The 21052-nt window shown below is 64.1% G+C and carries 19 protein-coding genes; 11 read left to right on the top strand and 8 right to left on the bottom strand.

Annotated elements, in window-relative coordinates; translation table 11 throughout:
- Positions 1-90: 90 nt before the first annotated feature.
- The 4 genes from urtB (at position 91) to urtE (ending at position 4803) form a co-directional block, all read left to right on the top strand.
- Positions 91-1704, top strand: coding sequence for an urea ABC transporter permease subunit UrtB (gene urtB / locus FSY45_RS06365; protein ID WP_046461588.1), 1614 nt, complete (start codon positions 91-93; stop codon positions 1702-1704).
- Between the two features lie 165 nt (positions 1705-1869).
- Positions 1870-3078, top strand: a complete 1209-nt coding sequence (gene urtC, locus FSY45_RS06360; protein WP_046461589.1) for an urea ABC transporter permease subunit UrtC — start codon at positions 1870-1872, stop codon at positions 3076-3078.
- Positions 3075-3950 carry an urea ABC transporter ATP-binding protein UrtD gene (gene urtD / locus FSY45_RS06355; RefSeq protein ID WP_046461590.1) on the top strand — a complete coding sequence of 292 codons (876 nt, stop codon included), beginning with the start codon at positions 3075-3077 and terminating at the stop codon, positions 3948-3950. The genes urtC and urtD overlap by 4 nt, the downstream gene beginning before the upstream one ends.
- A 160-nt stretch (positions 3951-4110) precedes the next feature.
- The gene (gene urtE / locus FSY45_RS06350) at positions 4111-4803 is read left to right on the top strand and encodes an urea ABC transporter ATP-binding subunit UrtE (protein WP_046461591.1); all 693 of its coding nucleotides are present in this window, start codon (positions 4111-4113) and stop codon (positions 4801-4803) included.
- Positions 4804-4880: 77 nt separating this feature from the next.
- Here the strand turns inward: urtE and FSY45_RS06345 are convergent, their stop codons facing one another.
- Positions 4881-5870 (bottom strand): TauD/TfdA family dioxygenase, encoded by a 990-nt coding sequence (locus FSY45_RS06345; RefSeq protein ID WP_046461592.1) that lies wholly within the window; start codon positions 5868-5870, stop codon positions 4881-4883.
- Between the two features lie 27 nt (positions 5871-5897).
- The gene (locus FSY45_RS06340) at positions 5898-6965 is read right to left on the bottom strand and encodes a tripartite tricarboxylate transporter substrate binding protein (RefSeq protein WP_223305681.1); all 1068 of its coding nucleotides are present in this window, start codon (positions 6963-6965) and stop codon (positions 5898-5900) included.
- 166 nt (positions 6966-7131) lie between these two features.
- Between FSY45_RS06340 and FSY45_RS06335 the strand changes: the two genes are divergently transcribed.
- Entirely contained in the window at positions 7132-7962 is an 831-nt protein-coding gene (locus tag FSY45_RS06335; protein WP_046461594.1) for an urease accessory protein UreD, read from the top strand.
- A gap of 28 nt (positions 7963-7990) precedes the next feature.
- Here FSY45_RS06335 and FSY45_RS06330 read toward each other — a convergent pair whose 3' ends face one another.
- From FSY45_RS06330 to FSY45_RS06320, 3 genes are all read right to left on the bottom strand, one after another.
- Positions 7991-9298, bottom strand: a complete 1308-nt coding sequence (locus FSY45_RS06330) for a hypothetical protein (protein ID WP_046461595.1) — start codon at positions 9296-9298, stop codon at positions 7991-7993.
- Between the two features lie 89 nt (positions 9299-9387).
- Complete coding sequence (locus FSY45_RS06325) at positions 9388-11739, bottom strand: cytochrome P450/oxidoreductase (protein WP_046461596.1); 2352 nt, start codon at positions 11737-11739, stop codon at positions 9388-9390.
- Between the two features lie 103 nt (positions 11740-11842).
- Positions 11843-12829 carry a tripartite tricarboxylate transporter substrate binding protein gene (locus tag FSY45_RS06320; RefSeq protein ID WP_046461597.1) on the bottom strand — a complete coding sequence of 329 codons (987 nt, stop codon included), beginning with the start codon at positions 12827-12829 and terminating at the stop codon, positions 11843-11845.
- A gap of 230 nt (positions 12830-13059) precedes the next feature.
- Between FSY45_RS06320 and FSY45_RS06315 the strand changes: the two genes are divergently transcribed.
- On the top strand, positions 13060-13902 hold the full coding sequence (locus tag FSY45_RS06315) for an IclR family transcriptional regulator (RefSeq protein WP_255443205.1): 843 nt from the start codon (positions 13060-13062) through the stop codon (positions 13900-13902).
- 3 nt (positions 13903-13905) lie between these two features.
- Here FSY45_RS06315 and FSY45_RS06310 read toward each other — a convergent pair whose 3' ends face one another.
- On the bottom strand, positions 13906-14733 hold the full coding sequence (locus tag FSY45_RS06310) for an IclR family transcriptional regulator (RefSeq protein ID WP_046461599.1): 828 nt from the start codon (positions 14731-14733) through the stop codon (positions 13906-13908).
- Between the two features lie 147 nt (positions 14734-14880).
- On the opposite strand from FSY45_RS06310, the gene FSY45_RS06305 reads away from it, so the two are divergent.
- The 5 genes from FSY45_RS06305 (at position 14881) to FSY45_RS06285 (ending at position 20013) form a co-directional block, all read left to right on the top strand.
- On the top strand, positions 14881-15837 hold the full coding sequence (locus FSY45_RS06305; RefSeq protein WP_003068272.1) for an MBL fold metallo-hydrolase: 957 nt from the start codon (positions 14881-14883) through the stop codon (positions 15835-15837).
- A 254-nt stretch (positions 15838-16091) separates the two neighbouring features.
- Positions 16092-17762, top strand: coding sequence for an FAD-dependent oxidoreductase (locus FSY45_RS06300; RefSeq protein WP_034362896.1), 1671 nt, complete (start codon positions 16092-16094; stop codon positions 17760-17762).
- Positions 17763-17929: 167 nt separating this feature from the next.
- Positions 17930-18196 (top strand): DUF2783 domain-containing protein, encoded by a 267-nt coding sequence (locus FSY45_RS06295; protein ID WP_003068276.1) that lies wholly within the window; start codon positions 17930-17932, stop codon positions 18194-18196.
- Between the two features lie 96 nt (positions 18197-18292).
- Positions 18293-19267 carry a tripartite tricarboxylate transporter substrate binding protein gene (locus FSY45_RS06290; protein WP_187427536.1) on the top strand — a complete coding sequence of 325 codons (975 nt, stop codon included), beginning with the start codon at positions 18293-18295 and terminating at the stop codon, positions 19265-19267.
- A gap of 107 nt (positions 19268-19374) precedes the next feature.
- Entirely contained in the window at positions 19375-20013 is a 639-nt protein-coding gene (locus tag FSY45_RS06285; RefSeq protein WP_003068280.1) for a response regulator transcription factor, read from the top strand.
- A gap of 126 nt (positions 20014-20139) precedes the next feature.
- Here the strand turns inward: FSY45_RS06285 and FSY45_RS06280 are convergent, their stop codons facing one another.
- Positions 20140-20541: a GFA family protein gene (locus tag FSY45_RS06280; protein ID WP_003068282.1), complete on the bottom strand. Its 402-nt coding sequence runs from the start codon at positions 20539-20541 to the stop codon at positions 20140-20142.
- 40 nt (positions 20542-20581) lie between these two features.
- A complete protein-coding gene (locus FSY45_RS06275; protein ID WP_223305684.1) occupies positions 20582-20995 on the bottom strand; it encodes a hypothetical protein in 414 nt (137 codons plus the stop codon).
- Positions 20996-21052: the final 57 nt, after the last annotated feature.

Genomic DNA, 21052 nt, shown 5'->3' with positions numbered 1-21052 from the left:
GGAGAGGTCTGGTGGGTTCTCCAGTCCTGAAAAGATAGCTGCTTGCGCTTTATTGGCAATGGATGCAGCGCTAAATATCCGAGATTTTTTATGAAACTACTGCGCAAGTCATGGCGGCTGGTATGGGCCGCTGGGCTGGGCTCCTTGCTGAGCTTTGCCAGTCACGCACTGACGACCGAGCAGGCCTATGCCATGGCGGCGGCAGACGACTCCGAGCAGCGCGTGCAGGCGATCAATCAGGCCGTGCTGGCGCCGGATGCACAGACCGACGGCGGTCGCCTGTCGGCCTATCTGGGCGCGCTCGCCAACGATGAAGTGCGCGTGTCCCAGGGCAAGGTCTATGTGATGAGCGGCGACGTGGTCACCGACCCGGTGACCGGCCAGGCCGCCCAACTCCCGGCGGATGCCGAGGAGGTCGTCAGCAACAATTACCTGCGCTCGGTCATCGACACGGCGCAGGCCGCGCTGGCGCTGGGCGGCAGCGATGTGCAGGCGCGCCGCAAGGCCGCCGAGCAACTGGCCTCCGAGCCGGATGCCGAGCGCCTGCCGCTGATAGAAAAAGCGCTGGCTGCTGAACAGGACGGGCAGGTCCGAGCCCTGCTGGAGCGCAGCCTGGCTGCCAGCCTGCTGGGCAGCGACGACGCTGGGCAGCGCCTGAAGGCGGTTCAGCAGCTGTCGCATCAGCAGACGCCGGAGACGCAGTTGCTGCTGAACCAGCGCCTGTCCGAAGAGTCCGACCCCGGCGTGCAAAAAGCCATCAAGGCCGCGCTGGCCGGCATTGCCGAAGGCCTGGCCTGGGGGGACAGGCTGGGGGCGATCTTCAGCGGCATCAGCCTGGGTTCCGTGCTGTTGCTTGCGGCGCTGGGTCTGGCTATCACCTACGGCCTGATGGGCGTCATCAATATGGCGCATGGCGAGCTGATCATGATCGGCGCCTATGCCACCTATCTGGTGCAGCTTCTGTTCCAGCGCTGGCTGCCCGAGGCCTGGTTTGGCGGGTATCTGGTGGTGGCGATTCCCGTGGCCTTTCTGGCCTCGGCGCTGGTCGGTGCGGTGCTGGAGCGTGGCGTGATCCGCTTTCTCTACGGCCGCCCGCTGGAGACCTTGCTGGCCACCTTCGGCATCAGCCTGGTGCTGCAGCAGACCGTGCGCAGCCTTTTCGGAGCGCAGAACGTGGGCGTGGAAAACCCGGCCTGGATGAGCGGCGGGATCGCGCTGCTGCCCAATCTGACACTGCCCTGGAACCGCATCGCCATCATCGTCTTTGCGTTCGCCGTGCTGGCGGGCGTGGCCTTCATGATCGCCAGAACGCGCCTGGGCCTGTTCGTGCGCGGCGTGACGCAGAACCGCGCCATGGCTTCCTGTGTGGGCGTCAACACGGCACGCACCGACACCTATGCGTTTGCGCTGGGCTCGGGCATTGCCGGGCTGGCCGGCTGCGCCCTGAGCCAGATCGGCAATGTAGGCCCGGATCTGGGGCAGAACTACATCGTGGACAGTTTCCTGGTGGTGGTGCTGGGCGGTGTGGGGCAGCTGGCGGGCACCGTCTATGCGGCTCTGGGCCTGGGCGTGCTCAGCAAGCTGCTGGAAGGCTGGACCGGTGCCGTGCTGGCCAAGATCGCCGTGCTGCTGTTCATCGTGGTCTTCATTCAAAAGCGTCCACAAGGCATCTTTGCCCTGAAGGGCCGCAGTGCGGAAACATGAAGCACCCCCTGAGTCGCTTCGCGCCTTCCCCCGCTCTCGCATTGCTGCGCGCTGCGGGCAGGGGACGACACCCTCGCTGCGGGGCGGCCCTTGCTCGGTGTCTCGTACCTGGGCCGCGCCAGTTGCGCAGGCCATGTGCCTTGCTCGACATGAGGGAAAACTGACATGACAACCCAATCCATATCCATCGAACTGCCCAAGCCCGCGCCGCTGCTATCCGCCAAGGGCTGGACGGCATTTCTGCTGGCCCTGACCATGGTCTGCGCCGTGGCTCCCGCACTCAATCTGTGGGTGCCCGAGGACAGTGCGCTGCACTTGTCCGACTACATGCTCGGCCTGCTGGGCAAGTTCATGTGCTATGCCATCTGCGCGCTGGCGATTGACCTGATCTGGGGCTATACCGGCATACTGAGCCTGGGGCACGGTCTGTTCTTCGCACTGGGCGGCTATGTGATGGGCATGTACCTGATGCGCGAGGCCGCAGGCCCCGATGCATTGCCCGCCTTCATGGGTTTTCTGGACTGGAAGGAACTGCCCTGGCACTGGACGCTGTCGGGTAGCTTTGCCGCCACCGTGCTGCTGGTGTTTCTGGTGCCGGGCCTGATCGGCGGGCTGTTCGGCTACTTCGCCTTTCGCTCGCGCATCAAGGGCGTGTACTTCTCCATCATCACCCAGGCCCTGACTTACGCCGCCATGCTGCTGTTCTTCCGCAACGAGACCGGTTTCGGCGGCAACAACGGCTTCACGGGCTTCAAGACCCTGCTGGGTTTTTCCGTCAACTCGCAAGCCATGCATGTGCTGCTGTTCGCGCTGTCGGGGCTGGCGCTGCTGGGCTGCTTTCTGTTCTCGCGCTGGCTGATACGAAGCAAGTACGGCCGTGTGCTGCAGGCCGTGCGCGACGCCGAATCGCGCACCATGTTCTGCGGCTACAACCCGCTGCCCTACAAGCTGTCGATCTGGGTCATCTCGGCCATGATGTGCGGCCTGGCGGGCGCGCTCTATGTGCCACAGGTGGGCATCATCAACCCCAGCGAGATGAGCGTGGGCAACTCCATCGAAATGGCGGTGTGGACGGCTGTGGGCGGACGTGCCTCGCTGGTCGGCCCCATCATCGGCGCGTTTGCCGTCAATGGCGGCAAGAGCTGGCTTACCGTGGCCGCCCCCGAATACTGGCTGTACGTGCTGGGTGCGTTGTTCATCGTCGTGACCCTGTTCATGCCGGGAGGACTGATTCGATTGCCGCAGCAGCTTCGCCAGTGGCGTGAGAAGCGCAAGGCCCAGGTCAAGGCGCCGTTGAACCAGACTGCAGCCGCAGCTGCCAAAACCGCTGCCGAACCGGCTTCTGCCGATGCCATCGAAGGAGTGCGCGCATGACCCCCGATCTGATGCAGGACGGCGAGCAGCGCCTGGCCTCCTACCAGCAGCGCGAAGCCGCGCTGCGCACCGAATCAGGCGGTCGCAGCGCCAGTCTGGCGCGCCCCGTGGTTGCCGGCGAAGTGGATGTGACCCACGGCCGAATTCTCTATCTCGAGGACGTGCATGTGAGCTTCGACGGCTTCAAGGCCATCAACGGTCTGAGTCTCGATATCGCGCCCGGCGAGCTGCGCTGCATCATCGGTCCCAATGGCGCGGGCAAGACCACGATGATGGACATCATCACCGGCAAGACCCGGCCCGACAGCGGCACGGTGTTCTTCGGCTCCACCATCGATCTGCTGCGCTACAAGGAGCCCGAGATCGCCGCCATGGGCATTGGCCGCAAGTTCCAGAAGCCCACGGTGTTCGAGCAGCTCAGCGTGTTCGAGAACCTGGAGCTGGCGCTCAAGACCCACAAGGGCATTGCCTCCTCCATGCTGTTCAAGCTCAGCGGCGCGCAGAAGGACCGTATTGCCGAGGTGCTGCACACCATTCATCTGGCAGGCAGCGTAACGCGCCAAGCCGGGCTGCTCAGTCACGGACAGAAGCAGTGGCTGGAGATCGGCATGCTGCTGGTGCAGGAGCCCAAGCTGCTGCTGCTCGACGAGCCTGTGGCCGGCATGACCGACGAGGAAACGGTGCGCACGGCCGAGCTGTTTCTGACGCTCAAGGGCAAGCATTCGCTGATGGTGGTGGAGCACGACATGAGCTTTATCGACACCATCAGCGAGAAGGTCACGGTGCTTTGCGATGGCTCGGTACTGGCCGAGGGAACGCTGGCCGAGGTCCAGGCTGACGAGCGCGTGATCGAGGTGTATTTGGGACGTTAACCCCCTGAGCCGCTTTGCGGCTTCCCCCTTTCTCTTCGGAAGGGGGACGACACCTTCGCCGCGAGGCGGCTCTTGCTCGGTGTCTCTGGCCCGATGAGCGCTGTGGGTTAATCAAATTAGATAGCTGCTTGCGCATGCTGTGTAAGCGTTAGAGGTCGAAATGCTTAAAGTTCAGAACCTGCATCAGTACTACGGCGGCTCGCACATCCTGCGGGACGTGAATTTCACGGCCGAGATCGGCAAGGTCACGGTGCTGCTGGGCCGCAACGGCGTGGGCAAGACCACCTTGCTCAAAAGCCTGATGGGGCTGGTTCCCATCAGAAGCGGCGGCATTGAATGGCAGGGCCGCGATATCGCGCGCAGGACGCCCTATGAGCGCGCGCGCAGCGGCATCGGCTATGTGCCCCAGGGGCGGGAAATCTTCTCGCGGCTGTCGGTGGAGGACAATCTGCGCATGGGTCTGTCCTATTGTTCGGCAGGCACGCGGATTCCGGGCGAGCTGTACGAGCTGTTCCCCGTGCTGGGGCAGATGCTGCACCGCCGTGGCGGCGATCTCTCGGGCGGGCAGCAGCAGCAGCTGGCCATTGCGCGCGCACTGGCGCCGCAGCCCAAGATCCTGATCCTGGATGAGCCCACCGAGGGCATACAGCCCAGCATCATCAAGGACATCGGCCGCGTGATCCGCATGCTGGCCAATCGCGGAGACATGGCCATCCTGCTGTGCGAGCAGTACTACGACTTTGCCGAGGAGTTGGCTGACTACTATGTGGTGATGGAGCGCGGCGAGGTCATCGCATCGGGCCCGGGCAGCGAGATGCAGCAGAAGAATGTGCGCTCGCTGGTGGCGATTTGAACATCGGGCGAAGAAAAAAAGGTGCCGCAAGCGGCACCTCAAAGCCTCAGGCCATGCCCGGAGGACAACTCATTTCGTCAATACGCTGCGCCGTGCGCGGCCAGCACCGGATTGCCCTGTATGGCAGTGCTGGCGCGGCCGTCCGCGCCCCGGGGCACTTCGCCCACCAGCGTGGTGCGGTAGAGCTGGCGATCGAACTCCAGCGCAAAGATATCCTGTGGTGCCACATGGGCCGTGGAGCGGTTGTCCCAGAAGGCCAGCGAGCCGGGTTCCCACTTGAAGCGCACGGTGAACTCGCTGCTGACGGCATGCTCCCAGAGCAGCTCCAGCAGCACGCGCGATTCGCGAGTATTGAGTTCCACGATGGACTTGAGAAAGCCGGGGCTGATGTAGAGCACCTTCTCGCCAGTCTCGGGATGGATCGTGACCAGCGGGTGTTCGCTGATCAGGGTGTTGTCGCGCACCAGATCCAGATATTCCTGCGATGCCGTGGCTCCCTGTGGGGCGCTGAAGCGGTGCTCGCCACGCAGGCCCTGCAAAAAGGCCTGCAGCGGTCTGGAGAGCGCTTCGTAGGCAGCTGCCAGATTGGTCCATTGCGTGTCGCCGCCATAGGGCGGAATCGTCACACCGCGCAGAATCGATGCGGCAGGCGGGTTGTGGGCGGCCGTCACGTCGGCATGCCAGCCGGTCCAGGGGCGCTGTTCGGCCTGGCCGCTGTGGCGGTTGGCCTTGCGGTGCTTGGCAATCGAATACAGCTCGGGAAAGCCTTCGACATGACCGAAGACGGGGTGGCCGGGCGTCAGCTCGCCAAACTGGCGCGAAAAGGCGATCTGCTGCTCGTGGCTGAGGTGCTGGTCGCGAAAGAAGATCACCTTCCAGCGCAGCAATGCCGAGCGGATGGTGTGCACTTCGGCGGCACTCAAGGTCTGCTTCAGATTGACGCCGCTGATCAGCGCGCCGATATGCGCCGACTGCGGTGTGATGCGGATATGCGGAGTGATGTTGCTTGCGGAGCTCAGACGTTCGTCCAGATGCTGCAGCGGAGCGTGGGGCAGGGGCATGTTCATGGGGTTTTTCCTGATGAGAGCGGGGCTTCAACGCGCCTGGGCAATACGGGAGGCGCTGGGCGGCAGCAGGCCCAGCTCGGTGAGAAGTGCATGGCTGCGTTCGACCTGGGCATGCAGTGCGCGAGCCGTGTCCTGCGGGCCGAGGAAGATGGGCTCCCACTGGTTCAGCGCCACAAACTCCTTCCATTCCCGGGTTTCGGAAACCTTGCGCAGCGCATTCACCCAATACGCCTGTTGCGCGGTGCTGGCACCGGGCGCCGTCATCACGCCCTGAAACGAATCGCTGACATAGTCGATGCCCTGCTCCTTCCAGGTGGGCGACTGGGCGAACACGCCTTCAAGCCGCTTGTCGGCGGCAATCGCCAGCACGCGCACGCGGCCCGACTGCAGATAGGGCAGCAGGTTCGGCGTGGTGGCCGAAACCACATCGAGATGGCCGCCTGCCAGCGCCACCATGGATTCGGCGGAGGATTTGTAGGGGACGATGCGCAGCTTCTGGATATTCACGCCGCCCTGCTGCAAGGGCTGGGCCACGCCCAGATGGATGTGATTGCCCAGCGTGGTGGCGATGCCGATGGAGTATTTCTCGGGGTCCTTGCGCAGCTGGGCGATCAGGTCCTGGGCATTGCGCAGCGGCGAATCCGCACGCACGACCACGGTGGTGAACTCGCGCAGCAAGGTCACCAGCGGCGTGCCTTTCTGCAGGTGCGCGGGCAGGGCATTCTGCGCCAGGCTGTTGCCGTAGCTGGTGCTCAGCGTCATCAGCGTGTGGGCGTCGCCAGGGTGGCGGTGCAGGCTTTCCAGCGCGGCGATCGCATGCGCGCCGGACTTGTTGCTGACCACGAACTGCGGTGCATGGCCATCGCGTGCCAGCAGCTCGGTGAGCTTGCGGGCCGCCTGATCCAGCGCCGCGCCGGCTCCGCTGGGGACAATGAATTCCGTGGACTTGCTGGGCTTCCAGGCCTGTGCCGCTGCGCCGCCGGCTTGCGCGGCAGCAGGGCCAGTTGCCAGCGTGCAGCACAGCACCGCCATCGATGTCAGCCACGGGGACAGAGTGCGATGCAGGCGGAAATGCGTTACGGTAGCGACCGACATGAATGCTCCTGAAATCAATCGCCATATGCTTGACAAGCTGGCGTGCGAGAGACTGTAGAAGCGCTGCTGCGATACAACAACGAATGAATTTTCATGAGTTAGTAAGCAAAAGAGCTGAGCTACCCGGGCCTGAGCGGCAGGCCTGCTTGAAGAGGCGAGAAAGACAATGACCTGGCATGCGCAACTGGCGCTGAACTATTCCCTGCAGGCCGGCAAGACCTCGGTGCATTTCACGCACGATGGTCCGCTGCGCATCCTCAAAAGTCTGTATCCCGAAGGTCCTGCCATCTGCCACAACGTGCTGGTGCACCCACCGGGCGGGCTGGTGGGCGGCGATGTGCTGGACATTGATGTCCATGTCGCAGAAGGTGCGCATGCGCTGGTCACCACGCCCGGTGCCACGCGCTTTTACAAAAGCAACGGGCAGCAGGCCATGCAACGCACCCGGTTGCGTCTGGACCCCGGTGCGAGGCTGGAGTGGCTGCCGCTGGAGGCGATTGCCTACAACGCCTGCGATGCTGTCAACCAGCTGGAGTTCGACCTCGCCGAAGACGCGCAACTGCTGACCTGGGATGTGACGGCGCTGGGCCTGCCGCTGGCGGACCACCCCTATACCTGCGGCAGGTTCGAGCAGCACATCGAATGGCCGGGCCGTTTTCTGGAGCGCGGCGTGATTGATGCACAGGACGAACTGCTGCTCAACGGCGATCTGGGGCTGGCCGGGCATCGCTGCCTGGGCAGTCTGATCTTTGCCAGCGGCTCAGCCATGGCGCGCCATCAGCGCGAAGCCTTGCTGGAAGGCACGCAGGAGCTGCTTGCCAAGGCCGCTCCGGCGGTGTTGAGCGGTGTCACCGCTCCCAATGAAAACATGCTGGTTCTGCGCTGTGCATCACCTGTGGTGGAGCCTGTGATGATGTTGTGGAAAACCGTGTGGGGTTTTTGGAGAAAAGAACTCTGGGGCCTGCAGGGCAGCACGCCGAGAATCTGGTCCATGTGATCGCTGTTGCGCGGGCCTCGGCGCCGTTTCAGCGCACCAACTGTTTTCTGCATCGGGCCAGCTCGGCCTCGGTCCAGTTCAGGCGTTCGCGCAGTTGGGGGCAGGCGGCACCGGCGTTTTGCGGCTCGCGTTCCGTGCAGTGCTCCTCGACCATGGATATCAGGGTGCGCGTGTGGCGGTTCTGCTCCAGGGTGCAGGCGTGCGTACCTGCTTCGGCTCGCGTTCCGCCTTGCGAGCGTGTGCCGGGCGGCACGGCCGTCCAGCCCCGGTTGTGCCAGGGCGAGAAGGAGGCTGAAGGCGTGATCTCTATGTCATTCACGCGTCCTTCCAGGCCGGGAAATGTGGACAGCATGGCGGCTGCCACCAGGGCCGGGTCGCTCATGCGTCCCAGGGCGGTATCGCAGTCCATGACATCGGGATTCAGGCCCGGCGGCAACAGCCTCAGCACGCCATAGATGCGGGTGGCATCGGTTTCCAGTTCCTTGACGCTGCGTCCATTGCTGCCCGGCACCAGTCCCATGCCGACCAGTTGGTACTGCGTGTCGCGCAGGGCGGTATCGGGGCCGGTGTGGATCTCGACCTCGCCCGAGGCCCGGCCCGCGAACATTAGCAGCCTGAAGGCATCCGTGGAGAACAGCGCCTGCACCTCCAGGTGGCAACGGGCAGGGGCGGCGGGACGCAGCACGCTTGACCAGTCCTTGGCGGCGTCGCGGTGGACCAGCATGGCCGTGCGCGGCAGCATCGCCACGGTTATCCGTGCCTTGTCCAGGTTTACGGTGGCCGCCACGCTGGCGTCGATGGAGTCGGCCGTGGAAAATTGCGCCAGTGCCTTGAAGCCGGGCTGCATCACGGACAGTCTGTCGTTGCCGACCACACCGCCTGTGGCGATCTCCAGGCGCCCGTCCGCAAAGCGGTAGTAGCTGGGCACTTCGTCGGTCTCGGTATAGCTGCCGTGGCGCGTGGAGACGCGGTAGCGGATCTCGCGTCCGCCCATTTCCATGAAGGGGCGCAGCGTCTCCAGCAGGGCCTGGCGTGTGGCGGCATCTTCCTGGCGCAGTGTGATCTCTACGCGTGTCGAGCCATAGCCCAGCAGCTTGTCGAACGCATGGCGCATGACGGCCTGATTCGGAAAAGTGATGACTGCCCCCACCATGCCCGCCAGGGCCGCGACGCCGCCCAGCACCAGCGGCCAGGTCGAACGCTCGTCAGCGCGAGTGCCAGTCATGGCGCTCCAGATGGCTTGCGCGCCATGGCTCAGCCAGGTGGTGGCCATGAAGGCGATGAGCGCTGCAGTCGGCGCCCACACAAGAATCAGCAGTATTTGCAACAGGCCCATATGGGCAGTGATTCTAGGCAGAAGCCATGCATGGCCTGGCTGCAGCAGCTCGCCTGGGGCTACCCGCCCGGGGCAGCCCGCCGGGGACGCTACAGCGCCAGAACGATTCTGGACTCCTGCGTCCTGGCGCGCGAGCAGCAGCTCATCATCTTGGTGCAGGCCGTGCGCTCGGCACGGGTCAGCACCATGTCGCGATGATCGATATCGCCTTCGAGCACCGGCACCTCGCAGGAGCCGCACAGGCCTTCGCGGCAGTCGCACTCGATATCGATATTGGCACTGCGCAGCGCATCGAGCAGGGTTTCATCGTTGCGCACCTGCAGCGTGATGCCGGATTCGCGCAGCTCGACTTCAAAGCCGTGCTCCTTGTCCGGGTCCAGCGCTCCCAGGGTGCTGGAGAAATGCTCCACGCGCAGACTGTCCTCGGGCCAGTGCTGGCTGGCCTCGGCCAGCCCGTCGAGCATGCGCTGCGGACCGCAGGCATAGATCTGTGCGCCGGGCCTGACCTCGGCCAGCAGTGCCGCGTAATCGGCACGCCTGCCTTCCGCGCCCACATAGATCTGCAGACGCTCGCCGTGCATTGCCTGCAATGCATCCAGGAGCGCCATGCGCTCGCGCTGGCTGCAGCTGTAGTGGATTTCATAGGGGATGCCCAAGGCCTGGGCGCGAGCCGCCATGGCCGCAACCGGCGTGATACCTATGCCGCCGGCGACGAGAATCAGCTGCTGCGCGCCTTCGTCGAGCCTGAAGTGGTTGCGCGGGCCGCGCATCTGCACCTTCATGCCGGCCTGCAGTGCCCCATGTATCCAGGCCGAACCGCCACGGCTGTGCTCCTCGCGCAGCACGGCGATCTCGTAGGTATCGGCTTGCTGCGGATCACCGCATAGCGAGTACTGGCGCGAGATGCCGGTGTCGCCGCAGTGCAGGTCGATATGCGAGCCCGGGGTCCAGCGTGGCAGCTCGCGTCCGTCGGGCGCCTTGAGGCGCACGCGCAGCACGTCCTGCGCAATCAGCTCGGTGCTGTCCACCAGCATGCTGCGGCTGACGCCGCCCTGCGAGGATTCGCCGATGCGCACCGGCTGTTGTTCGGCCAGCACGGCGGGGTTGGCGCGCTCGGGGTTGCGGCTCACATCCCATTGCACCCACAGATGTTCGGGGCCGCGGAACGAGGTGTTGGGCACATAGGTGAAGCGTTGCTCGGCCAGCTGCATATGAGGCAGGCGGCGCGTGAACTCTTCAAGGAAGATCTGCATTTCCATGCGGGCCAGATTCTTGCCCATGCACTGGTGGGAGCCGTAGCCGAAGGTCAGGTGATCGCTGGCATTGTCGCGGTGGATGTCGAACAGGTCGGCATCGACAAAATGCTGCTCGTCGTGGTTGGCCGAAGAGGTGACGATGAGCAGCTTGCTGCCGGCCGGAATGGCCTGACCGCCGACCACCACATCCTTGGTGGCCAGGCGCCGCCAGGCGGCTACCGAGCCGTTGTGGCGCAGGCATTCTTCCACGGCGTTGGGGATCAGCGAGGGATCGGCGCAGATTTCCTGCCAGACCTTGGGGTGCTGCAGCAGCAACTTGAGGGCATTGGCCGTGGCGTTGGCCGTGGTTTCGTGGGCGGCGACCAGACCGGCCATCATCATGGAGTGCAGATAGGAGTCGGTGACGACATCGGGCAGTTCCTTCTGCTTGCGAATGCCGTATTGCATCCAGCCTTCGGCATCGGGGTCGGCGCGCATCTTGTCGAGAATCCGGCCCGCGTGCTGCCAGAAATTGCCCACGGCATGGGCCACGGCCACCTGCTCCTCGGCCCGGGGGCGTCCCCAGGTGTTGACGGTGTGGGCAATGCTGTACTGGCGCAGCGTGTCCATATCGTCTGCGGGCACGCCCAGGAAATGCATGGCCACCGTCAGCGGCACTTCCCACAACATCTGATCGACGAGATCGGCGCGGCCGTCGTCGATGAAACGGTCCACATATTCGCGGGCCAGCCGGCGCACCATGGGCTCGTGGTGCTTGAGCTCTTCGGGCGTGAAGGGCTGCATCAGCGCGCGGCGGCGCGGCATGTGGGCGGGCTCGTCCTCGTTGACCAGGGTGCGGTTCAGCGCAAAGCCGTAGCTGGCGAGCACGGCATTGGCTTCATCGCCTGTGGGCGTGATCTTCTCCAACGCGATCGAGGGACTGAAGGTCAGGTTGTCGCGGAAGATGGCCTTGATGTCGTCGAAGCGCGTGACCACCCAGTAGCCCAGCTGCGGGCTGTAGAACACGGGCTCCTGTTCGCGTGCCCAGCGCACATACTCGGGCGGGTCCTGCTGGTAGCCGTCGGCAAAGGGATCGAAGCCGGCGGCCCCGTGGCTGATGGGGCAGCCCGTAGGGCCGCTCTGGCCGGTGGGCTTGCCGAACTGGCTGTGATCGATGGGGCAACGGCTGGGGGTGGAAACGGTCATGGCTCGCTCGCAAACGCAAAGAGGCAGGAGATGGCATAAGCCATCGGACGAGAGCGCAGAGGCGGCCTGCCGCCAGCCTCTGCGGCATGGATCAGCGGGGCAATCAGTCCAGCGTGATGTTCAGATCCTTGATCAGCTTTTGCCAGCGTGCGCTTTCGCTGTGGATCAGTGTCTGGAACTGCTCGGGCGTGTTGCCCACGGGCTCCACGCCAAAGTCGATGAGCTTTTGCTTGACGGCAGGCTCGTTGATGGCGGCGACCACCTGCTTGTTCAGCGCCGTGACGACATTGGCCGGTGTCCTGGCCGGGGCCGCCATGCCGACCAGGGCCGCAGCCTGCACGTCGGGCAGGCCCAGCTCGCCGAAGGTGGGCACATCGGGCAATTGGGGCAGGCGCGTGGCATTGGCCACGGCCAGCGGACGCACCTTGCCGCCCTTGATGAAGCCGGCGCCGGCGGCCAGGTCCACCATCATCACGGGAATCTGACCGCCTGCCACATCTGCCAGCGCCGGAGCCGCACCGCGATAGGGCGCATGGGCGAGCTTGAGGCCGGCCTCGGACTTCAGCAGTTCCATGGCCAGGTGATGGGGGCTGCCCGCACCGGCGGAGCCGTAGTTCACGCCCTCGGCACTGGCCTTGGCGGCGGCAATGAACTCCTTGGCGGTCTTGGCCTTCTCGGCGGGGCCGGCCACCAGAATCATGGGAAAGCGGCCCATGAGCGTGACGGGCGTCAGATCCTTGCCGGGGTTGTAGCTCAGGCTCTTGTAGAGCACCGGGTTGAAGATCAGCGTGCCGTTGTCGGCCGACAGCACGGTATAGCCGTCGGCCGGTGCGCGCGCGGTCTCCGAGGCGCCTATGGCCGTGTTGCCGCCCGGGCGGTTGTCCACGACGATGGGTTGATGGGCCTGGGCGCCCCAGGCCTGGCCTATGGTGCGGGCCAGGAAGTCCGAGCCGCCGCCTGCTGCGTAGGGCACGATCCAGCGCACGCTCTTGCTCGGGTACTTGTCCTGGGCCATGACGGTGCCGGGGGCTGCGGCCAGCCAGAGCATGCTGGTGGCCAGAACCGAGGCGGTGAAGAGGCGTTTTTTCATTGAGGGTGTCTCCTGGGCTGTGGTGTTGTTTGCTTGCGGGTTAACCAAGCTTCACTCCGCCTGCGATTCCGCTTTAATACGGAAATTGTTTTGCGTAATTTTTATACGCATAGCGTAAATATGCTTCAAGGGATTACCCGAGAGCCAGCACGAGACATGCGTGAAAATGTCTTCAACGGCTTACGAGACAGGCGCAACCGGCTATGAAAATCGAGAAGAAGACTTTGGCGATGGCGAAGCGGCAAGCAGCCAGCCCCGCAGCAAGAGTGGCGTTGCAGAATGCCCGGCAAGAGCCGGATCAACGTCGCCAGCGTGTGCAGGCAGCGGAGACCTGTCTGGCCGTGCTCAAGGCACTGGCCGGGCTGGGCGGGCGTGCCAGTCTCACGGCCATCGGAGCTGCCGTCGATGAAAGCCCGGCCAAGGTGCATCGCTATCTGGCCAGCCTCATGGCCGAGGGCCTGGTGGAGCAGGATCGTGGTGGCACCCAGTACGCGCTCGGACGCGAGGCCATCCATATCGGCCTGGCTGCGATGCGCCAGAACGATCCTGTGCGCATGTCCGAGCCGGCCCTGCAGCATCTGCGCGAGTCCTTGCAGGTCACGAGTTTTGTCGCGGTCATGGGCAATATGGGCCCCACCATCGTACGTTTCGAAGAGCCCAGCCTGCCCATTACCGTCAATGTGCGTGTGGGTTCGGTCATGTCCATGCTGTGGTCGGCCACGGGGCGGGCCTTTTTTGCCTTCATGGAGCCGCAGCCCGAGGTCGAGGCGCTGCTGGCGCGCGAATTGGAGGCCGCCAGCCCCGAGCATCGCCGTCTGCTGCATGCGAGCAAGCCTCTGGAGCAGCTGCGCAGCGAGATTCGCGCAGCCGGCTGTGCGGCGATCCGGGACTTGAATCTGCCTGGCATCAGCGCCGTTGCGGCGCCCTTGCTCGACTACAACGGTCATGTGGTGGCCGTGCTCTGCGCGCTCGGGGCCAGCGGCGGCTTCGACCCCGATCCGCAGGGCCGCATTGCCCAGGCTGTACGCGAAGAGGCGCGCAGTATCAGTGCTTCGCTGGGCTACCGAGCCTAGGTCTCAGGCCCTGGTCAGCACAGCCGGGGCTCCGAGGCGCAGGGATAGCTGACGGGCCTGGGCCTGCAGTTTCTGGGCCGGCAGACCAGCGGGGTCCAGCGTCAGCGTGACCGAAGGGCCGATGGCGGCAATCGCCAGCACCAATTGGCCGAAGCCGTCGAACACCGGCACCGCCAGCGCGCTTACGCCCGACAGCAACTGGTTCTCGACCACGCTCAGGTGGTTGCGGCGAATGGCGTCCAGTTCCTTGGCAAACGTCGGTTCGTCCAGGCTGTGGCCTTCGGCCTGCAGCAGCGGTGCGATACGGGCCGGGTCGCCGAAAGCCGCAAAAATCTTGCCCGTGGCGGTATGGCGCAAGGAGGCCGGCGTGCCGTGGCGCATGGCCACATATACATGGGTCGGGCCTTCCTCGACGCGGATGATGGTCGGCCCCTGGCCGCTCCACATGGAAACCGACACGGTGTAGCCCACCTCTTGCGCCAGGGCGGGCAGCTCGGCAATCGCCATGCGCACGGGATCTGCCTGCTGCAGGCTGATGAGCCCCATCTGAATGGCCAGCGGCCCCAGGCCGTAATGGCCGCTGACGCGATCCTGCTCCATCAGGCCCAGCTTGCAAAAACTCACCAGATAAGGATGGGCCTTGGCGGCCGTCATCTCCGCCTCGCGTGCCAGATCCTTGAGCGCCATGCGCCGGCCCGTGCGCGCCAGCACCTTGAGCAACTGGCCGCCAACTTCCACGCTCTGTATGCCGCGCGGTGCGCGCGCGGGTTCGTCGTCACTGGATTCAAGCATCAAACGGGCGTCGGTCGAAGAAGAGTTGGCATGAGGCATGACGGCATTGTGACGGTGGAAAAGCGGCTGGAAAGTCTCAAGGGTTTTTCACTATGACGAATCGATTGTGCAATGTTGAATTTATATCTAGCATTCAGAAATTCGATAAAGCTGAATGCATTTGTTTAAAACAAAGAGATTGCAACGATGAGCACCAAGACCTTTGCCTCCGCCGCCGACCTTGAAGTCAAGAAGGTGAGCTTCGACAAGCTCTCCGAACATGCTTATGCCTACACGGCCGAGGGCGACCCCAATACCGGCATCATCATTGGCGACGACGCCGTGATGGTCATCGACACCCAGGCCACACCCGTCATGGCCGAGGACGTGATCCGCCGCATCCGCGAGGTCACGGACAAGCCCATCAAATACGTCACGCTGTCGCATTACCACGCGGTGCGCGTGCTGGGTGCCTCGGCCTACGGCGCCGAGCACATCATTGCCAGCCAGGACACCTACGACCTCATCGTCGAGCGCGGCGAGCAGGACAAGGCCAGCGAGATCGGCCGCTTTCCGCGCCTGTTCCAGAACGTCGAGAGCGTGCCCGATGGCATGACCTGGCCGACCATGACCTTCACCGGCAAGATGACGCTGTGGCTGGGCAAGCTCGAGGTGCAGATCCTGCAGCTGGGCCGTGGCCACACCAAGGGCGATACCGTGGTCTGGCTGCCACAGGAGAAGGTGCTGTTCAGCGGCGATCTGGTCGAGTTCGATGCCACGCCCTATGCCGGCGACGCCTATTTCCAGGACTGGCCGCAGACGCTGGATGCGATTGCCGCCCTCAAGCCCGAAAAGCTGGTGCCCGGCCGCGGTGCGGCGCTGCAGAACGCCGCCGAAGTGCAGGCCGGCCTGGCGGGCACGCGCAACTTCATCAGCGACCTGTGGGCCGAGGTCAAGGCCGGCGCCGATGCGCGTCAGGACTTGCGCAAGGTCTACGAGGCAGCCTTTGCCAAGCTGCAGCCCAAATACGGCCATTGGGTGATCTTCAACCACTGCATGCCGTTTGACGTGACACGTGCCTATGACGAGGCATCGGGCCACGCCGACCCGCGCATCTGGACTGCCGAGCGCGACCGCGAGATGTGGCTGGCGCTGGAAGGCTAGTCGCCTCCTGGGCCGCCCGGCTGGCAGTCTCTTGCGCAGGCGCGGCGGTCTACGGCGAAGCTATCTAAAACAGGAGCTGCTTGCGCTTGATTTGTAATGAATTCAAATAGAAAAAACATTGAATTCAATGCCTGGAGAGCGGCAGCAGCTATCAAAAAAACAGAGTTTGAATCCGGTCGCAAAGAGCCGGAGGGGCGGCTTTTGCCCCAAGAAACAGATCCACGCTTTTCAAGGTTTGCGCACCGATGAACGCCATGTCCACCACCGCCATTTCTCTTGACGCCCTGCGCGGCAGCGCCGCCGACATCCAGTCCATCCAGATTCCTTATCGGCGTCATGCGGACCAGGATGCCGATGCGCCGGCTCGCCACCCCGTGGTGGTGGTCGGCGCCGGGCCCGTGGGCCTGTCGCTGGCCATCGATCTGGCCCAGCGCGGCCAGCCGGTGGTGGTGCTCGACAACGACTGCAAGCTGTCCACGGGCTCGCGCGCCATCTGCTTTTCCAAGCGCACGCTGGAGATCTGGGACCGCCTGGGTGTGGGCCAGCCCATGGTGGACAAGGGCGTGTCCTGGAATTTGGGCAAGGTGTTTGCCAGGGATCAGTCGCTCTACCAGTTCGACCTGCTGCCCGAAGCCGGCCACGAGCGCCCGGCCTTCATCAATCTGCAGCAGTACTACGCCGAAGCCTATCTGGTCGAGCGCGCCCTGCAGCTGCCGCTGATCGATCTGCGCTGGCACAACAAGGTCACGGCGCTGGCGCCGCGCGAGGATGGGGCGGAACTGACAGTGGAAACGCCCGAGGGCGATTACCGGATCGATGCCCAGTGGGTGCTGGCCTGCGACGGATCGCGCTCGCCCTTGCGCGGCCTGCTGGGCCAGGAAAGCCACGGCCGCATCTTCCGCGACCGCTTTCTGATTGCCGATGTGAAGATGCATGCGGACTTCCCAACCGAGCGCTGGTTCTGGTTCGATCCGCCGTTCCATCCGGGCCAGAGCGTGCTGCTGCACCGCCAGCCCGACGATGTCTGGCGCATCGACTTCCAGCTGGGCTGGGAGGCCGATCCCGAGGAGGAGAAAAAGCCCGAGAACATCCTGCCGCGCATCCGCGCATTGCTGGGCAAGGACGCGCACTTCGAGCTCGAATGGGCCAGCGTCTACACCTTTGCCTGCCTGCGCATGGACCGCTTCGTCCACGGCCGCGTGGTCTTTGCGGGCGACAGCGCGCATGGCGTATCACCCTTCGGCGCACGCGGCGCCAACAGCGGCGTGCAGGATGCCGAGAACCTGGCCTGGAAGCTCGACCGCGTGCTGCGCGGTCAGGCCGATTCTGCGCTGATCGCGAGCTACGGCGCCGAGCGCGAATACGCGGCCGACGAGAACATCCGCAACTCCACGCGCGCCACCGACTTCATCACGCCCAAGAGCGAGATCAGCCGCCTGTTTCGCGATGCGGCGCTGGAGCTGGCGCGCGAGCATGAGTTTGCGCGTCGCATCGTCAACAGCGGTCGTCTGTCGGTGCCGGCCACGCTGCATCATTCCTCGCTCAACACGCCGGACAGCGAGGTCTTCGCAGGCTCGCAACTGCCCGGCGCCGTGCTCAGCGATGCGCCCATGCGCCGTCCCGGCAACAGCCAGACCACCTGGCTGCTGCGCTCCCTGGGCCCGGACTTCACGCTGCTGCATTTCGGCCCCACGCCGGCCTGGGCGCGCGAGCTGACCGGTGTGCTCAATCTCTCCATTGCCGCCGAGGGCGATGCCGGGGCCGCGCAAGCCGATCTGCTGGATGCCCAGGGTCTGGCCGCGCAGCGCCTGGATGCGCGCCCCGGCACCAGTTACCTGCTGCGCCCCGATCAGCATGTCTGCGCGCGCTGGCGCCGTCCCGACGAGGCTGCCGTGCGTGCCGCGCTGCAGCGCGCCGGCGGTTGAAATGAAGGCTCCCCCTGAGGCGTCCTCTCTTGCTACGCGGGAGGGGGCATGCGGGCAACCGACGACAGCCTCGTTGCGGGGCGGCGTGGCCGGCCCAAGTCCTTGCTCGCTGTCCCTGGTGGAGTGCAACACCCTCTGAGGATTCCCCCCTTTTTTAGGAGACTGCCATGCTGCTGTCCACTCACCCGAATCTGCAGGCCTGCGACGATTTCTATGAAGCCCTGATCGCCACGCATCAGGGCCTGGAAACCGCGCAAAGCCACGCCCTCAATGCCCGCCTGGTGCTGCTGCTGGCCAATCACATCGGCCATCAAGAGACCTTGCTGCATGCGCTCGAACTGGCCCGCGCCAGCGCAGGATTCGCTCCTGCCGGTGCGGACCCGGCCGAGCGCGGTGCCGTGACACCGGTTGCCCCGGTACACGCTGCCGCTTGAGATGCAGCAAGCCGCCGGCCTGGCGGCAGCTGCGCCATCCCCTAAAGGCCCCGTCACCAAAATCTATTCAAGGGGCCATGAATCAAGGAGACAAGGATGATGCAACGTAAACAGTTTCTGGCCGCACTGGCCTGCTCGACGCTGGCATGGGCTGCAGGGCCGGCCGCCATGGCGCAGGAAAAGCCCCTGGAATGGGTCATAGGCTACGCCGCAGGCGGGGGCTCCGACGTGGTGGCCCGCGTGATTGCCGAAGCCATGGGCCGCAATCTGGAGCGCCCCATCGTCATCAACAACAAGCCTGGTGCGGGAACCAATATCGCGGCCGAGTACAGCGCGCGCTCGCATGACTACGGCAACCTGATGTTCACGGCCGACTTCGCCACGCTGGCTGCCAATCCGTTTCTGTTCCGCAAGCTCAACTACAACGCCGAAAAGGACTTCAAGCCCGTGGGCATGCTGGTGCGCTTTCCCATGCTGCTGGTGGTCAACAACGATGTGCCAGTCAGCAATCTGAGCGAGTTTGTCGCCTGGGCCAAGCAGCAGAAGACCGGCGTGAGCTGGGGCTCGGCCGGCCTGGGCAGCCCTCATCATCTGGTTGGCGAGCTGTTCCGCGAAGAAGCCGGTCTGGGCAATATGACCCATGTTCCTTATCGCGGTGCTGCGCCGGCAGTGCAGGATGTGATCGGTGGCCAGATACCTGCCATGTGGGCCGATAGCGCCACCATTATTCCCTTCCTCGGCGAGAAAAAGCTCAAGGCCATAGGCGTGGCCAGCCCGGCCCGCATCGATGTGCTGCCCAAGGTCGCCACCTTGCAGGAGCAGGGCCTCAAGGGCTTCGAAGGCTATGCCTGGCAGGGCGTCGTCGTGCCCAAGGGCAGCTCGGCCGAGGTGGTCAGGAAGTTCAGCCAGTCGCTGCAGTTTGCGCTGGCCGACACGCGCACCAAGGCCCGTCTGGCAGCCATGGGGGTAGAGCCCATGCCCGGCAGCTCCGAGCAGATGGAGAAATTCGTCAGCAACGAACGTAGCAAATGGGGCCGCGTGATCACGGCCAACAACATCAAGCTCGATTGAGAGCCGGACTCAGTGGGCCGCAGCCTGGGTGACGGACAGGCCCGGGCGCTGCGGGATATGCGTTTTTGCAGATGCAGCGCCGTGCCAGCCGTGGCAGACTCCGGGCCATGTCCGAGCCCACTCTTCTCGTTGCCGACGATCACCCGCTGTTTCGCGCAGCGTTGATCCAGGTGCTGCACGACCGCTTTCCGCAATTTCGCATTGTGGAGGCGGCCAGCGCCCAGACCCTGGGCGCAGCGATGCAGGAGAATCCTGAAATCGAGCTGGTGCTGCTGGACCTGGCCATGCCCGGCGCGCGCGGCTTCTCGTCCCTGCTGCATCTGCGCGGCGAATATGCGCAGGTTCCGGTGATCATCATCTCGTCCAATGACGACCCTCGCATCATCCGTCGCGCCCAGCAGTTCGGGGCGGCAGGCTTTATCTCCAAGTCTGCGGCTGCAGACGATATGAGTGCCGCCATTGACGATGTGCTGAGCGGGGATATCAGCTTTCCCTCCATGGTGGCCGAGCGCTCGGAGGCCGATGCGGCCCTGGCCGCTCGTCTGGCCCAGCTCACGCCCCAGCAGTTTCGCGTGCTGCTGTGCATTGCCGACGGGCTGCTCAACAAGCAGATCGCGCACGAACTGGGCCTGGCCGAGAACACCGTCAAGGTCCATGTGACGGCGATTCTCAAGAAGCTCGAATGCTATTCACGCACCCAGGCGGCAGTGCTGGTCAAGAGCCTGGAAAACGATCACGAGGTTTGATTGCCCTGGTGCCTCAAGAGTCATCTGTCTTGATAGCTTGCTGCGCTTTGTTGGCCATGGATTGAGGCCTTTCTGACCTCGTTTCTGTGCAGCTTGCCGCTGCAAACTGTCGTCGCAGTTCGATGGCTATAAGTGCGCGAAAAACTCCGGCGTTGCATCCCAGCGATCGTGCATGCCATCGACATACGTGACGGGAATTCGCGAAAGCTCCTCTTCCGACAGCTCTTCCAGGCAACCGATATTGATGCCGTACATCTGGCCTATCGGCGTGTCGTGGCCCACACCAAAGACGCGGATGCCGCAGCGCCTGCAGAAGAAATGCTGGTTCTTTTGCGAGCCAAACACATAGAGGGTGAGTTCCTTCTCACCCGTAATAAGGCGGAAATTTTCGGGGCTGGCGATGGCGGGCCAGAACCGGCTGCGCCTGCAGATGGAGCAGTTGCAGCGATAGCTGGGCTGGCTCAGGTCCAGGCCGACTTCAACCTGAACCCGGCTGCAATGGCAGCTGGCACGATAGGATTTCAGCATCTGGCGACCCCCTGTGTTGAGACGGGCTGCCATCGAGATGTCAGCCTTGATCGAAGCTTAGATAGTTCAGATGCTCCTGGATACGCCAGACCGCACACCATGCGTTGATATCGCTGCCGTGGGAGAAAAAGATCTCCCAGCAATGATCGACCTCGTCCTGAAAAACCTGTCTCGCCGCATTGATGAAGCGATGACAATGGGCTTGGAGCGGGCCTTGGGCATCTTGCGCATCGATCAGCCAGAGGAAATCCTCTTGCCAGTCGGCGTCGCACGATACTTCATGCACGGATTTCAGACGCAGCCTGCTGACCACATCGGGCCAATGAGCGAGATCGATCCGGCAGCGCACAGCCAGGCGGTCGTCAATGCCGCTGCCTCCGGCATAAAAGCCCAGCGCATAGTGCAAGTCTTCCTCTGCAGGCGCAAAGCCGATCAGATTGGCAATGAGTGACATGGGCTTTTCCACGCACATGTCTTTGCTGCTGTGTCGATGAGCCAGGCTGTCATAGTC

The organism is Comamonas sp. Z1 (assembly GCF_008121555.1).
GTDB classification, from domain to species: domain Bacteria; phylum Pseudomonadota; class Gammaproteobacteria; order Burkholderiales; family Burkholderiaceae_C; genus Comamonas; species Comamonas thiooxydans.
The sequence above is the reverse complement of the archived record's forward strand: the minus strand, read 5'-3'. Positions and strand labels throughout refer to the sequence as shown.

Coding starts and splice junctions, on each gene's coding strand:
- urtB (WP_046461588.1), top strand. CDS start 91: ATGAAACTACTGCGCAAGTCATGGCGGCTGGTATGGGCCGCTGGGCTG.
- urtC (WP_046461589.1), top strand. CDS start 1,870: ATGACAACCCAATCCATATCCATCGAACTGCCCAAGCCCGCGCCGCTG.
- urtD (WP_046461590.1), top strand. CDS start 3,075: ATGACCCCCGATCTGATGCAGGACGGCGAGCAGCGCCTGGCCTCCTAC.
- urtE (WP_046461591.1), top strand. CDS start 4,111: ATGCTTAAAGTTCAGAACCTGCATCAGTACTACGGCGGCTCGCACATC.
- FSY45_RS06345 (WP_046461592.1), bottom strand. CDS start 5,870: ATGAACATGCCCCTGCCCCACGCTCCGCTGCAGCATCTGGACGAACGT.
- FSY45_RS06340 (WP_223305681.1), bottom strand. CDS start 6,965: ATGTCGGTCGCTACCGTAACGCATTTCCGCCTGCATCGCACTCTGTCC.
- FSY45_RS06335 (WP_046461594.1), top strand. CDS start 7,132: ATGACCTGGCATGCGCAACTGGCGCTGAACTATTCCCTGCAGGCCGGC.
- FSY45_RS06330 (WP_046461595.1), bottom strand. CDS start 9,298: ATGGGCCTGTTGCAAATACTGCTGATTCTTGTGTGGGCGCCGACTGCA.
- FSY45_RS06325 (WP_046461596.1), bottom strand. CDS start 11,739: ATGACCGTTTCCACCCCCAGCCGTTGCCCCATCGATCACAGCCAGTTC.
- FSY45_RS06320 (WP_046461597.1), bottom strand. CDS start 12,829: ATGAAAAAACGCCTCTTCACCGCCTCGGTTCTGGCCACCAGCATGCTC.
- FSY45_RS06315 (WP_255443205.1), top strand. CDS start 13,060: ATGGCGAAGCGGCAAGCAGCCAGCCCCGCAGCAAGAGTGGCGTTGCAG.
- FSY45_RS06310 (WP_046461599.1), bottom strand. CDS start 14,733: ATGCCTCATGCCAACTCTTCTTCGACCGACGCCCGTTTGATGCTTGAA.
- FSY45_RS06305 (WP_003068272.1), top strand. CDS start 14,881: ATGAGCACCAAGACCTTTGCCTCCGCCGCCGACCTTGAAGTCAAGAAG.
- FSY45_RS06300 (WP_034362896.1), top strand. CDS start 16,092: ATGTCCACCACCGCCATTTCTCTTGACGCCCTGCGCGGCAGCGCCGCC.
- FSY45_RS06295 (WP_003068276.1), top strand. CDS start 17,930: ATGCTGCTGTCCACTCACCCGAATCTGCAGGCCTGCGACGATTTCTAT.
- FSY45_RS06290 (WP_187427536.1), top strand. CDS start 18,293: ATGATGCAACGTAAACAGTTTCTGGCCGCACTGGCCTGCTCGACGCTG.
- FSY45_RS06285 (WP_003068280.1), top strand. CDS start 19,375: ATGTCCGAGCCCACTCTTCTCGTTGCCGACGATCACCCGCTGTTTCGC.
- FSY45_RS06280 (WP_003068282.1), bottom strand. CDS start 20,541: ATGCTGAAATCCTATCGTGCCAGCTGCCATTGCAGCCGGGTTCAGGTT.
- FSY45_RS06275 (WP_223305684.1), bottom strand. CDS start 20,995: ATGTCACTCATTGCCAATCTGATCGGCTTTGCGCCTGCAGAGGAAGAC.